Source organism: Pseudonocardia parietis, assembly GCF_017876315.1.
Lineage (GTDB): Bacteria > Actinomycetota > Actinomycetes > Mycobacteriales > Pseudonocardiaceae > Pseudonocardia > Pseudonocardia parietis.
This window is the reverse complement of record NZ_JAGINU010000001.1, coordinates 3,614,517-3,627,988: the sequence shown is the minus strand read 5'-3', so window position 1 is coordinate 3,627,988 and position 13,472 is coordinate 3,614,517. Positions and strand designations below refer to the sequence as shown.

The following is a 13,472-nucleotide window of genomic DNA, read 5'->3' as shown; positions in this document are numbered from 1 at the left end:
GCGCCTTCGGCCTCGTCCACGTTGACAAACGGCGGGTAGCTATCGGCGGGAGAGATAGTGACCCGCTTCACCTGCAAAGTCAACATGCCCCGCCCGATGTGCGTTCTCCCGTGTTGCTGTCCCTTGCTAAGCAACCCGGGGTTTGTTTATATCTCCGCCGATGAACCCCACAGCCAGTCGCCCGCCGGACGTGAGCGATCTCGATCCCCGGCCCCGGTGGCACGCCGGCCCGGGCTCCGACGAGATCCGCGGCATCCGCTGCCCGGCCTGCGGTCACGTGGCCGCCTACCCGTGGCCGTCGTGCCCCGACTGCGGCGGTCCGGCCGATCCCGCGACCTTCGGGCCGGGCGGTGTGGTCTGGAGCAGCACGGTCGTGCGGATCCCGGTTCCCGGACGCACCCCGCCCTACGGCCTCGCCTACGTCGACCTCGACGACGGCCCGCGGGTGCTCGCCCACGTGGTGGGCACCGCCGACCCGCTGCCGCTCGGCACCCGGGTCCGGTTGCTGGGCCCGTCCGACGCGGGCGACCCGCAGGTCGAGGTGGCGTCGTGAGCGGGCAGGTCGGCGTGCTCGGCGTCGGCACGTCGCACTTCGGCCGCCAGCCCGATCAGGACCTGGTCGCGCTCGCCCACCGGGCGGTGACCGAGGCGCTGGCCGACGCCGGGACCACGCGGGTGGACGCCGTGTGGGTCGGCACCGTGTTCGGGCCCGCGGGGGTCGCCCAGCGGGTACTGCGGGCGCTCGGCATCACCGGCGTCCCGGTGATCACCGTCGAGAACGCGTGCGCCAGCGGCACCACCGCCTTCGTCGAGGCCCACGAGGCCGTGCGGCTCGGCCGGTACCGGAACGTGCTGGCACTGGGGCTGGAGCACATGAGCAGCGCCTTCTCCGGGGCGATCACCCCGGAGCCCACCGATCCCGAGCAACGCGGCGGGCTCGCCCTGCCCGCGCTCTACGCGATGGGCGCCGCGCGCTACCTGCAGCTGGGGCTCGCGACCGAGGAGCAGCTCGCCGCGGTGTCGGTGAAGAACCACGCCCACGCCCTGCACAACCCGCGGGCGCAGTACTCGGGTAGCTACACCGTGGCCGAGGTCCTGGACTCCAGGATGATCTCCGACCCGCTCACCGTGCTGCAGTGCTGCCCGACCTCGGACGGCGCGGCCGCCGCCGTCCTCGGCCCGGCCACCGGTACCGGCACCGACGTCACCGGCACCGCCGTCACCGTCCGTGGGATCGCCCTGCGCAGCGGCGCGCCGTGGGACCACCGGTCCCCGCACGTCTGGGGACACGACATCGTGCGGGACACCGCGGCCGACGCGATCGAGGCGGCCGGGCTGGACTCGGTCGCCGACGTCGACGTCGCCGAGGTGCACGACGCGTTCACCATCGGCGAGGTCGTCACCACCGAGGCGCTCGGGATCGTCGGCCCGGGAGAGGGCGGCCGGGCGGCCGCCGACGGCACCACCGCCCTCGGCGGCTCCCTCCCGGTCAACCCCTCCGGCGGCCTGCTGTCGCGCGGGCATCCGCTGGGGGCCACCGGACTGGCCCAGATCGCCGAGATCGTGTGGCAGCTGCGCGGCCACGCGAACGGGCGCCAGGTCGACGGCGCACGCCTCGGCCTGGTCGAGACCATGGGCGGCGGGGTGTCCGTGCTGGACGGGAACGCCTGCGCCGTCGCCGTGCTGGAGGCACCGTGACCCTGACCGCCACCGACGTCGCACACGCGGACCTGCTGTCCCCGGCCGCCGTCGCCGATCCCTACCCGATGCTCGCCGCGATGCGCGAGCACGATCCCGTGCACTGGAGCGAGCGATTCCGTTCCTGGTTCGTCACCCGGTTCGACGACGTCGACGCGGCGCTGCGCGACGCGCGCTTCTCCTCCGACCGGATCACCCCCTACCGGCAGGCCAAGCTGGAGGGCCCGGACACCGACCCGGGCCTGCGGGCCGCCTTCGGCGTGCTCGAGGAGTGGATGGTCTTCAAGGACCCGCCGGACCACACCCGGTTGCGCCGGCTGCTCAGCCGCAGCTTCACCCCCCGCGCGGTCGGCCGGATCCGGCCCCGGATCGAAGAGCTGGTCGACGAGCTCCTCGACACCGCGCTCGGGCGCGGCGGCGACCGGATCGACGTCATCGGTGAGCTCGCCTATCCCCTGACCGCCTCGGTCATCGCCGAGATGCTCGGCGTGCCGCGCTCCGACCAGCAGCACTTCAAGGAGTGGTCCGACCAGATCACCGGGCTGGTCTTCGGCGGGATGGCCGACTCCGGCCGGCACGACCGCGGCTCCCGCGGGATGGCCGAGCTGACCGGCTACCTGACCGATCTGGTCGCGCAGCGGGGCCGCGAGCCCGCCGACGACCTGCTGTCGGGGCTGATCGCCGCCCGCGACGAGCACGATGCGCTGACCCACGACGAGGTCATCGCCACCGGCGTGCTCCTGCTGTTCGCCGGGCACGAGACGACCACCAACCTGATCGGCTGCGGGGTCCGGGCGATGCTCCGGCACCCGGACCAGGCCGCCCTGTTCGCCGCCGACCCCGACCTCACGGGGAGCGCGGTCGAGGAGATGCTGCGCTTCGACGGCCCGGCCAAGACGGTGGCCCGGGTGATGGCCGAGGACGTCGAGCTGCGCGGGCGCCTGCTGCGCCGGGGGCAGCGGGTGTTCCTCAGCCCCTCGTCGGCGAACCGCGACCCCGAGGTCTTCGCCGATCCCGACCGCTTCGACATCACCCGGCAGCAGGGGCGCCAGCTCGGGTTCGGGATCGGGATGCACTACTGCCTGGGCGCGCCGCTGGCGCGGCTGGAGACCGGGATCGCGGTGCGCCGGATCCTCGAACGGCTTCCCGGCCCGGCTCTGGTCGAGGAACCCAGCTGGGCACCGGTCCTGCTGTCGCGGGGGATGGAGTCGTTCCCGGTGCGGATCGCGGCGTCGTGACCGCGCCACCGGACCCGCTCGCCGCGTTCCGGCTCGACGGCCGCACCGCCGTCGTCACCGGCGCCTCCTCCGGGCTCGGAGCCCGGTTCGCCCTCGTGCTCGCCGCCGCGGGAGCCGACGTCGCCATCGGCGCCCGCCGGACCACCGAGCTGGAGGAGGTCGCCCGCTCGGTACGGGCACTGGGCCGGCGCTGCGTGGCGGTCCGGACCGACGTCGCGCAGGCCGAGGACTGCCGGGCACTCGTCGAGGCCGCCCGCCAGGAGCTGGGCGGCCCCGACATCCTGGTGAACAACGCCGGGACCGGGTACGCGGCCCGCGCCGAGAACGACGACCCGGCACGCGCCGCCGGGCTGCTGCAGACCAACCTCGTCGGCGCCCTGCAGATGTGCCAGGCCGCCGGGCGCGCCATGATCGAGGGCGGACGGGGCGGGGCCGTCGTCAACGTCGCCTCGGCACTGGGCCTGACCGCCGGGACGGTCCCGCAGGCCGCCTACTCCGCGTCGAAGGCGGGACTGCTCGGGCTCACCCGGGACCTGGCCCAGCAGTGGTCGGGCCGGCACGGCATCCGGGTCAACGCGCTCGCGCCCGGCTACGTCGAGACCGAGATGACCGCGCCGCTCGTCGCGAGCGAGAATGCGCTGACCCGCGCGGTCGAGCGGATCCCGATGGGGCGCATCGGCACGGTCGACGAGCTCGCGGGGGCGCTGCTGCTGCTGACGTCGCCCGCCGGTTCCTACATCACGGGCAGCACGCTGTGCGTGGACGGCGGCTGGACCATGCACTGACACCCGACCCGACCCGGCCCCGAGCGAAGGAGAACGATGCCCCGGCCCAGCCGATGGACGGACCTGGTCACCGCAGCCGGTGAGGAGTTCCGCGAGCACGGCTACGACCACGCGACCCTCGAGGGGATCGGCGCCCGCGTCGGCATCCTGAAGGGCAGCGTCTACAACTACGTGGGGAGCAAGGAGGAGCTGCTGCTGGCCGTGGTCGAGGGCCCGGCGCGTGCGCTGCTCAAGGAGCTGGAACGCCTGCGCGAGGACACCGGGAGCAGCGTCGCGGTCCGGCTGCGCGAGCTGATCCGGATCCAGGTCCGGGTGTTCACCGACCACTACCCCGCCGCGTTCGTCTACCTGCAGCACGTCGGCCGGCCCCGCTCCCCCGCCTTCGCGCTGTTCGACGACATGGACCGGCAGTACGTCTCGGCGATCGAGTCGCTGATCGCCGAGGGCGCCCGCAACGGCGAGCTGTCGCTGCCCGGCAGCCCGCGGATCGCGGCGCGCGCGATCGTCGGGATGCTCGACTGGATGCAGCACTGGTTCGTCCCCCGCGGGACCGACGCCGACCAGGCACTGGCCGACGAGATGTTCGCGTTGGTCCTCGGCGGCCTGCTGGCCGGCGGTGGCGTGCACGGTCTGTCCGGGGCACTGGCCGCACCGCCCCGTCCGACGCGCGCGACATCCGGGAAGTCCGTCCGCGGCTGAGCACCGCCCGCGGACGCTGTTCTACCAAACAGTCGTCTGATACGTTCCGGGTGAGTATCCCGGAACGGGGAGGCGCGGTGCGGTTCGGTCTCGTGTGCCCGATCCAGGACGTCGAGAGCCCGCTCGACGTCCTGCTCGACCAGCTCCGGGCCGAGGTACGCGCGGCCGACGAGGCCGGGTTCGACGCGTTCTTCCTCCCGGAGTTCCACCAGACCCGCGGCGGCGGGATCGTGTCGCCGCTGCTGACCGGGGCGGCGCTGGCCGAGGGGACCCGCCGGATCCGCGTCGGGCAGGCCGTCGTGCCCGCCCCGCTCCACCATCCCGTCCGGCTGGCCGAGGACGTCGCGATGACGAGCTGGCTGACCAGGGGCCGTGCCATGCTGGGCGTCGGGGTCGGGCACCTGCCGGCCGACTTCCGGCTCTACGGCGTCGATCGCGACGCCCGGTTCGACCTGCTCCGGGACCTGCTCGACGTCGTGGACGCGGCCTGGAGCGGCGAACCGTTCGACGTCACCGGCCGGACCGGGCGCTGGCAGGGACACGTGACACCCGCGCCCTACGGGGGCCGGCGCCCCGAGGTGATCATGGGATCGCACGGGCCGCGGGGCCTCGCGCTCGCGGCCCGGCGGGCGGACCTGTGGCTCAGCGACCCGCAGCGGCACGTCGACGTCGTCGCGCAGCTGGCCGCGACCGTCCGCGCCGAGGCGGCCCGCGCCGGGCGGGAGGTGGGCATCGGGATGTTCCGCGACGCCTGGATCGGCGAGTCCCGCGCGGCGTGCGAGAAGGTGTGGCTCCCGCACGCGATGGCCGTGCACCGGCTCTACTTCAACGTCGGCGTCTACCTCCCGGAGTTCGAACCGTGGGTCCGCGACGTCGGGTCCCGGGCGGACTTCACCCCGCAGCTCGTCGCGCCCGGACGGTTCCTCTACGGCACCGGCGAGGAGCTGCGCGCCGAGATCACCGACTGGCGGGCGCGGACCGGGGCGGACTACCTCGCCCTGCGGATGCGCCAGCCCGGCGGCCCCGGGCACGAGGCGACCCTCGAGGCGATCGCCCGCTTCGGTGCCGAGGTCATCGGTCCCTTGCAGGACCGGACGGGGAAGGCGACGACATGACGGCCACCTCCGACCCGCCGGTCACCGACCCGGTGCTCGACCTCACCGACGAGCAGCGCGCACTGCGCGACATGGTCCGCGACTTCGTCGAACGCGAGTGCCCGAAGCCGGTCGCCCGCGAGCTCGAGGCGGCCACCGAGTTCCCCGAGGCGCTCGCCGGGCGGATCGCCGCCGCCGGGCTGAACGGGATCGGCATCCCGGTGGAGTACGGCGGGCAGGGCGGCGGGCTGGTCGAGCAGACGATCGTCTGCGAGGAGCTGTCCCGGTCCCTCGCCGGGCTCGCCTGGATGTGGGGGATCACGGTGTGGTCCGGCGCCCGGGCCGTGCTGAACCACGGGAGCGAGGCCCAGCGGCGCCACTACCTGCCGCGGGTCGCCGCGGGTGATCTCCGCTTCGCGTTCGCCATGACCGAGCCCGACGGGGGAACCGACGTACTGCGCGCCATGACGACCCGCGCCCGCCCGGTGGACGGTGGACACGTGTTGCGCGGCACCAAGATCTGGTCGACGACCGCACACGTCGCGGACCGCATCATGGTCGTCGCCCGCACCGGCGAGCACGCGAAACCCTCCCGCGGCCTGTCGGTGTTCCTGGTCGACCGGCGGTCCGAGGGGCTGACCGCGACCCCGATCCCGAAGATCGGGATGCGGTCGCTCGGCTCCTGCGAGGTGCGCTTCGAGGACGTGTTCGTACCCGACGACGACCTGCTGGGCACCCTCGACGAGGGCTGGCGGCAGGTGACGTCCTCGCTCAACGCCGAACGGATCATGGTCGCGGCGATGTGCACCGGGATCCTGCGGGGCGTGCTGGAGGACGCGGTGACCTACGCCGGGCAGCGGGAGGCCTTCGGCAAGCCGATCGGCGGCATGCAGGCGATCCAGCACGGATCGCCGACATCGCCATGAAGCTGGAGGCGGCGCGGCTGCTGACCTATCGGGCCGCCCGGCTCGAACAGGCCGGGCAACCCAGTGGTGTCGCCGCGACCACCGCGAAGTGCCTGACCTCGGAGTGGGCGGTCGAGTCGGCCGACTTCGGCATCCAGGTGCTCGGCGGCTACGGCTACGCCGAGGAGTTCGACATGCAGCGCTACTGGCGCGACGCGCGCCTCTACCGCATCGGCCCGATCAGCAACGAGATGGCCCGCAACTACGTCGGCGAGAGTCTCGGCCTGCCCCGCTCGTTCTGACCCGCTTCCGGGCGGCGTCGCCGTCCGATCCGGACACCCTGACAACGAGGTGAGACCGTGTCGATCCCGTCCCCGACCGCCCCGGCCCCCACGGACCCCGGCCCGGCCTCCGCGACGACGGCCATCCCCACCGTGGCCGGGCTCCTCGACCTGCGCGCCCGCGAGCATCCCGACCGGGCCGCCATCGCCTTCCCCGGCCGCACGCTGTCCTACGGGGACCTCGCCGCGGCGAGCGGCCGGGCAGCCGCCCACCTGCGGACGCTGGGAGTCGGCCGGGGCGACGTCGTCGCCATCCTGTCCGAGGGCGACCCGGAGACGGTCGTGGCGATCCTCGCCGTCGCGCGGCTGGGCGCGGTCTCGCTGCCGGTCAACAACAGGTTCCGGGCCGGCGAGCTGCGCCACGTCCTCGACGACGGTGACGCGCGGGTGCTGCTGGTCACGGCGCGCTTCGCCGACGAGGTCAACGCGGCGCTGCCCTCGCTGGCGGGCGGCAGGCGCCCGGTCCGGCCGGCCGAGGCCCCGGCACTGCGCCACGTCGTCGACCTGGCCCGGCTCGGGTCGGCGGGCGGGGACACCGGCGCTGTCCCGGACGGCCCGGACGGCCCGGGCGGCCCGGACGGCCCCGACCGCGACGACGAGTTCGTCATGATCTACACGTCGGGGACGACCTCGCGGCCACGCGGATGCCTGCACACGCACGCCGGTTACGTCCAGCAGGGCAAGGAGATCGCCCAGGCCCTCCGGCTCACCGGTGCGGACCGGTTCTGGACCCCGCTGCCGTTCTTCCACGTCGGCGGCTACGACGTGCTCCTCGCTTCCCTCTGGGCGGGGTGCACCATGGTCCACACCGGCCCCTACGCACCGGACGTGGCGTTGGCGCAGCTCGGCGAGCTGCGCTGCACGGTCGCCTTCCCCGCCTTCGAGACGATCTGGTTGCCGGTGCTCCGCCACCCGCGCTTCGCCGGGACCGACCTGTCCGCGCTGCGGGTCGTGGTCAACGTGGGACCGCCCGAGCGAATGGAGTCGATGCAGGCCTCGCTCCCGCACGCGGTGCAGGTCTCCTGCACGGGCAGCACCGAGTCGGCCGGCTTCTGCTGCATCGGCTCGCTCGACGATCCCCCCGACGTCCGGGCCCGGACGGCCGGCCGGGTGAACCCCGGCATGGAGGCCCGCATCGTGGACCCCGCGACCGGGGAGCCGGTGCCCGACGGGACGCCCGGCGAGTTCGTCTTCCGGGGCGCGTACCGGTTCGTGCGCTACCACCGGGACCCGGAGCTCACCGCCCGGCGGATCGATCCGGACGGCTGGTACCACAGCGGTGACCTGCTGGTCCGTGACGACGCGGGACGCTTCACGTTCCTCGGCCGGCTCGGCGACATTCTCAAGGTCGGCGGTGAGAACGTCTCGCCGACCGAGGTCGAGGGCCATCTCGGCACCTATCCGGGCGTGCACATGGTGCAGGTCGTCGCGGCCCCCGACGACCGCTACGGGGAGGTTCCCGCGGCCTTCGTGCTGCTCGACGAGGGAGCCTCGGCCACGCCCGAGGAGCTGATCGACTTCTGTCTCGGCGCGATCGCGACGTTCAAGGTGCCCCGCTACGTCTTCTTCGTCCACGAGTGGCCGATGTCCGGCACCAAGATCCAGAAGTTCGTCCTGCGTGAGCGCGCCGCGCAGTTCCTCCGCGAGCAGGGGATCACCGAGGCGCCGCGTCTCACGTCCGGGCGGCGGATCACCGGGTGAGGTGAGCATGGCCGCGGTCTGCGCGGGTACGTACGAGGTATGGCCGATCGACCGCACGGCGTCCCGCCCACCGAGCTCGCCGACGACGAGCTCCGGGGCGAGATGACCCACCTGCACGACACCCGTCACGACACCGTCCTCGGCGGGTCCGAGGACGCGTTGCAGACCCACACCCGGCGGATGCTGGAGCTCGAGGAGGAGTTCCTGCGCCGGTTCCCCGCCGAGGCGGCGCCGGACCGGAGGCGCACGCGGGCCGGCAGCCGCGAGGAGGCCGGTCAGTAGCCGTGTCGCAGTAGCCTGCGTCGCAGTAGCCGCGGTTCAGCCGGAGCCGCCGGTCGCCCCGACCGGCGGCTGCTGCGCGGTCAGCCGGGCCACGAGCACCCGCAGGACCTCCGCCGCGGCCGACCCGCAGATCTCCCCCGGCTCCCCTTCCAGGTCGAGCCGGAACACCTCCTCGCCGCCGGGCTCCCCCGCGGCGGCCAGGTAGACGGTGCCCGGTGGCTTGCCGTCCTGCGGGTCCGGCCCGCCCGAGCCGGTCACGGCGACGGCGAGATCGGCGCCGAGCAGCTCGCGGACCCGCCGTGCCATCGCGGCGGCCGCGGGCCCGCTCACGACCGGGCCGTCGGGTACGTCGAGCAGGTCGTACTTGACCTCGCTGGAGTAGGCGACGACCGAGCCGCGGAACCACTCGGCCGCCCCCTCGGCCCGTGCCAGGGCCGCCGAGGCCATGCCGCCGGTCAGCGACTCGGCGACGGCGACGGTGCGGCCGAGCAGGTGCGCGCGCCGGGCGACGGACTCGGCCAGGTCGTCGAGGGTCTCGTCGTTCATGCTCGGTGGGCCTCACAGCTACGTCGCTACGTCGGGGTGGTCACGGGCCGGTCGGCGCCGGCTCCAGGTGCACCACCTTCACCGTGGTCATCTCGTCGAGCAACTCCGGGCCGAAGCCGAAGCCCTGGCCGCTCGCCCGCCGCGGCTGCGCCGCCCCGCCGGGGGCACCGCCGAACACGGCGTTGATCTTCACCGTCCCGACGGGCAGCGTCCGCCACGCGGTCTGGGCACGGCCCATGTCGGCGGTGAGCACGGTGGCGCCGAGCCCGTAGCGGTCGTCGGCGGCCTCGTGCAGGGCAGTGTCGAGGTCCGGGACCACCCGCACCGGCGCGACCGGGCCGAACGTCTCCTCGGCGAACAGCGCCATGTCGGCGGTGCAGCCGTCCAGCACCGTCGGCGGGTAGAACGCGCCGGGCCCGTCGGGCAGCTCGCCGCCGGTGCGCAGCCGCGCGCCCGCCGCCACCGTCCCGGTGACCTGCCGGTGCACGTCCGCGCGCTGGGCCCGGTCGACCATCGGCCCGATCCGTTCCGCCCAGTCGTGGGCCTGTGCGGTCAGCGCGTCGAGGAAGGGCTCCGCCACGTCGGCGTGGACGTAGATCCGCTCGACGGACACGCAGATCTGGCCCGAGTTGGCGAAGGAACCGAGGGCTGCCTGCTCCGCGGCCCAGACCGGGTCGACGCCGGCGTCGACGACGAGCGGGTCGTTGCCGCCGTTCTCCAGGATCGGGTGGGCGCCGGTGACCGCGCAGGCCCGGCGGATCTGCGACCCGGCGGCCGTGCTGCCGACGTGCGCGACGACGTCCACGTCCGCCGTGGACAGCCGGGCACCGACAGCACCGTCGCCGTCCACGATCCGCAGGACGTCCGGCGGCAGGTGCGCCGCGACCAGTTCCGCGAAACGCCGCCCCGTCGCCGGGCACCGCTCGCTGGGCTTGTGCACCACCGTGTTGCCCGTGGCGAGCGCCGCGCCGATCAGTCCGGCGGCGACCGCGACCGGGTCGTTCCACGGGGTCAGCACGGCCACCACACCGCGGGGCTCGGGGATCATCAGGTCGGTGGCGTCCCAGCCGCCGTGCAGCGTGCGTCCGCGGTGCACCGGCCCGAGCTCGGCGTACTGCACGAGCGTGCCGATGCCGGCGTCGACCCCGCCGCGTGCGTCGGCGTACGGCTTGCCGGTCTCGCGCTCGGTGAGGTCGGCGAGCTCGTCGGCCGCCTCCCGTACGGCGGCGGCCGCGGCGTGCAGGGCGGCGCCCCGCTGCGCGGCGGGCGTGCGGGCCCAGCCGGTGGCCGCCGCCCGGCCGCGGTGACCGCGGCGGCACACTCCTCGGAGGTGGCGGGGGTCAGCCGGCCGACGACCTCGCCGGTGCGGGGATCGAGGATGGTGCGTTCGCCGGCCTGGGTGGTGTCCTGCGGGGTCGGGTCGGTGAGTGTCACGACGCGCCGGGTACCCGGAAACCGGTCGTCCTCACCTCACCGAGCGGCCTCGTAGCGGAGTCGCCCGCCGACCAGCAGCGCCCGCACCCCACCGGCGCCGTCACCGAGGACGAGATCGGCCGGGTGTCCCGCGGCGACCCGTCCGGGCGGCCCGCCCGGACGGTCGAGCGGCCCGTGCTGCGCCGCGCGCGCCCGGGCCGGCGGCAGCCGCTCACCGGGGCCTGCGACCGCACCGCCGGGCACCCGCCGCGTCACCGCCGCGGCCCGGACCACGGCCGGATCGAGCGGGCCGTACGGGGCGTCACTGGACAGGGCGAGCGGGATCCCCGCCGCGGTGAGGCGGGCGCACCGGTACAGGTCGTCCCGGTCCCGGGCGTCGACGTCGTGCAGGTAGTCGTGACCGCGGTCGGTGAGGAAGCCCGGCTGCGTGACGACCGCGACCCCGAGGCGGGCCAGCTCGTCGATCAGCTCGGCGGGCACCAGTGCGGCGTGCTCGATGCGGTCACCCGCCCGGCTGCCCGCCTCGGCCAGCGCCGCGAGGAGCAGCACCAGCGCCTCGCGGGTCACGCAGTGCACGGCCACGGCCCGCCCCGTCCCGTGGACGGCCCGGATCGTCGCGACCAGCTCGTCGAACCCGGGCAGGCCGGAGTCGGCCAGCACGATCTTGTACGGCCCGGTGGTGAGGAGCGGCTCGCGGACGTGCGCGCCGACGGCGACCCCCAGCAGCTGCACGCGCTGGGGCAGCGAGCCCTCCCGCACCGCGGCCCGCACGTGCTCCAGCGCCGCAGGTCCCAGATCCGGCGTCGCGTCGGTCACCGCGGTGATCCCGTGCCGCGCGAGCCGCTGCCCGACCGCGCCCAGGTCCGGCAGGCCGGTCGGCGGGAGCCGGTCACGCAGCCAGGCGTCGGCCCGCCGGACCCGGCCGGTCGGGGCTCCGGAGCCGTCGCGCTCGATCCCGGGATGGTCGGCCCCGGCGAGCCCGAGCAGCCGGACGCCGAGCCGGTTGAACGTCCACTGTGCACCGCTGCGGTGCTGTACCCGTACCGGGCGCCGGTCGTGCAGCCGGTCGAGCGCGGCGGCGTCGAGGTCCCCGGCGACGGTCTCGGCGTAGCCGATGCCCCGGACCCAGCCGTGCGCGTCGCCCGGGGCGGCGTCGAGCGCGGCCGCCAGCGCGGCGGCGTCGAGTACCTCCGGCGGGCCGCACCGGGCCGACGCACCGGCCGCCGCCAGGGCGTGCAGGTGCAGGTGGTGGTCGACCACGCCGGGGCGCAGCGGTGCCCCGCCGCCGTCGAGCGTCTCCTCGCCGGGCCCGGGGGTCAGGTCCGGGCCGAGGGCGGCGATCCGCTCCCCCGCGATGCGTACCCGGGTGATCCGCCCCGCCACCCGGACGCCGGTCAGCAGCACGGCGCCCCGTCGGGCCCCGGTCGGTCGAGCCCCGGTCCGTCGAGTTCCGGTCCGGTGAGTTCCGATCCGGCGGGCCCCGGTCCGGCGAGCCCCGAGCCGGCCGGCCCCGGTCCGGCGAGCCCCGAGCCGGCCGGCCCCGGTCCGGCGAGCACCGCCGCGGTGTCGGCGCCGGCCTCCGGTGCGGTCCCCACCGGTTCGCGCCGGCCGGGTCGCGCCACCGGATGCCCGGCCGGGGTCACCCAGCCGTCACCGGTGCGCCGGCACGCCGGCGAGGGGCCGTCGGCGCCCGCCGTTCCGGCCAGCGTCGCGGCGACCACACCGGCCATCGGGACCTCCCGCACCGTCCCGGGCTCCGCCAGCGCCCACACCGCCGCGGTGAGCCCGCTCAGCGGGTCGGCCAGTGCGTCGCCGCAGAACACGGGCAGCCCGTCGGCGTCGTGCGCGACCAGGCCGGCCCCGGCGGCGACGTCGTCCCCGAACCCGATCCGGTTCGAGTCCCGCCCGGCCGCGGTCACCGACACCCACGCCGCACCACGGGCGGTCTCCGCCGCGGCGTCGACCCCGAAGCCGCGCAACGCCCGCGGCCGGGACGCCTCGATCACGACGTCGGCGGACCGCACGAGCGCGTGCAGCGCCGCCCGGTCCCGCACCGGGTCCAGTACGACGCTGCGCTCGCCGCCGTGCAGCAGCCGGTGGAAGTCCGGCGAGCCGTGGCGGGCGCCGTCCGGACGGCCCGGGGTCTCCACGGTGATCACCTCGGCGCCGCCGGTGCGGAGCAGGTGCGCGCACAGCGGGGCCGCCCACAGCGCACCGAAACTCACCACCCGCAGACCTGCCGCCGCCCGCAGCGCGCCACTCGGGAAGCGCGCCGGTTCCGCGGACGCCACCGGGCCGGCGGCCAGCCCGAGCAGCTCGGCCCGCTCCGCCAGCGCCGCGCCGGAGCGGGCCGCGACCCAGCGGGCGATGCCGGGCCACGGGTCGGCGGGCAGCTCGGCACCGACCAGCGCGCCGTAGAGCAGTGGGTCGTCGGGCCGCGAGCAGCTCAGCGCCGCCCAGCCGTCGGCCGTGGGCAGCAACCGGGTGTGTCCGCCGGGCGAGACCCGCCCGGACCGGCGATGACCGGTGAACGCCGCGCGTTCCCCCAGCAACGCCGCACCGTCGAGATCGATGCGCCCGCCGGTCGCGGCCCGCAGCCGCCCGGCGAGATCGACGGCCAGCGAGGCGCCTCGGCCCGGCGGCACCAGCGGGGGCCCGTCGGGATGGCCGGTCAGCGCGACGACGCCCGACCGGGCCCAGTCCGCCTCCGCACCGTCCGGGTGCCCGGCCCCCGCCACCGTCACACCCG

Annotated in this window: 11 protein-coding genes and 2 pseudogenes; 9 read left to right on the top strand and 4 right to left on the bottom strand. The window is 75.4% G+C overall.

What is annotated here, in order from left to right:
- Window positions 1–160: 160 nt before the first annotated feature.
- From JOF36_RS17240 to JOF36_RS17200, 9 genes and pseudogenes are all read left to right on the top strand, one after another.
- Window positions 161–553: a Zn-ribbon domain-containing OB-fold protein gene (locus JOF36_RS17240; RefSeq protein WP_210027950.1), complete on the top strand. Its 393-nt coding sequence runs from the start codon at window positions 161–163 to the stop codon at window positions 551–553.
- On the top strand, window positions 550–1,698 hold the full coding sequence (locus JOF36_RS17235) for a thiolase family protein (RefSeq protein ID WP_210027948.1): 1,149 nt from the start codon (window positions 550–552) through the stop codon (window positions 1,696–1,698). Before JOF36_RS17240 ends, JOF36_RS17235 begins: the two co-directional genes overlap by 4 nt.
- Window positions 1,695–2,936, top strand: a complete 1,242-nt coding sequence (locus JOF36_RS17230) for a cytochrome P450 (RefSeq protein ID WP_210027947.1) — start codon at window positions 1,695–1,697, stop codon at window positions 2,934–2,936. Before JOF36_RS17235 ends, JOF36_RS17230 begins: the two co-directional genes overlap by 4 nt.
- Window positions 2,933–3,721, top strand: coding sequence for an SDR family NAD(P)-dependent oxidoreductase (locus tag JOF36_RS17225; RefSeq protein WP_210027946.1), 789 nt, complete (start codon window positions 2,933–2,935; stop codon window positions 3,719–3,721). The genes JOF36_RS17230 and JOF36_RS17225 overlap by 4 nt, the downstream gene beginning before the upstream one ends.
- Before the next feature lie 36 nt (window positions 3,722–3,757).
- Entirely contained in the window at window positions 3,758–4,420 is a 663-nt protein-coding gene (locus tag JOF36_RS17220) for a TetR/AcrR family transcriptional regulator (RefSeq protein WP_210027945.1), read from the top strand.
- A 77-nt stretch (window positions 4,421–4,497) separates the two neighbouring features.
- Window positions 4,498–5,535, top strand: a complete 1,038-nt coding sequence (locus tag JOF36_RS17215; protein ID WP_210027944.1) for an LLM class flavin-dependent oxidoreductase — start codon at window positions 4,498–4,500, stop codon at window positions 5,533–5,535.
- Window positions 5,532–6,721, top strand: a pseudogene (locus tag JOF36_RS17210) (acyl-CoA dehydrogenase family protein). Before JOF36_RS17215 ends, JOF36_RS17210 begins: the two are co-directional and overlap by 4 nt.
- A gap of 57 nt (window positions 6,722–6,778) precedes the next feature.
- Entirely contained in the window at window positions 6,779–8,461 is a 1,683-nt protein-coding gene (locus JOF36_RS17205) for a class I adenylate-forming enzyme family protein (protein ID WP_210027943.1), read from the top strand.
- A gap of 39 nt (window positions 8,462–8,500) precedes the next feature.
- Entirely contained in the window at window positions 8,501–8,743 is a 243-nt protein-coding gene (locus JOF36_RS17200; protein ID WP_210027942.1) for a DUF6158 family protein, read from the top strand.
- Window positions 8,744–8,779: 36 nt separating this feature from the next.
- Here JOF36_RS17200 and JOF36_RS17195 read toward each other — a convergent pair whose 3' ends face one another.
- The 4 genes and pseudogenes from JOF36_RS17195 to JOF36_RS17180 form a co-directional block, all read right to left on the bottom strand.
- Window positions 8,780–9,289: a CinA family protein gene (locus JOF36_RS17195; protein ID WP_210027940.1), complete on the bottom strand. Its 510-nt coding sequence runs from the start codon at window positions 9,287–9,289 to the stop codon at window positions 8,780–8,782.
- Window positions 9,290–9,329: 40 nt separating this feature from the next.
- A pseudogene (locus tag JOF36_RS17190) lies at window positions 9,330–10,723 on the bottom strand (aldehyde dehydrogenase family protein).
- A gap of 36 nt (window positions 10,724–10,759) precedes the next feature.
- Complete coding sequence (locus JOF36_RS17185; protein ID WP_210027939.1) at window positions 10,760–12,127, bottom strand: amidohydrolase family protein; 1,368 nt, start codon at window positions 12,125–12,127, stop codon at window positions 10,760–10,762.
- A complete protein-coding gene (locus JOF36_RS17180; RefSeq protein ID WP_307862435.1) occupies window positions 12,118–13,467 on the bottom strand; it encodes a CoA transferase in 1,350 nt (449 codons plus the stop codon). The genes JOF36_RS17185 and JOF36_RS17180 overlap by 10 nt, the downstream gene beginning before the upstream one ends.
- Window positions 13,468–13,472: the final 5 nt, after the last annotated feature.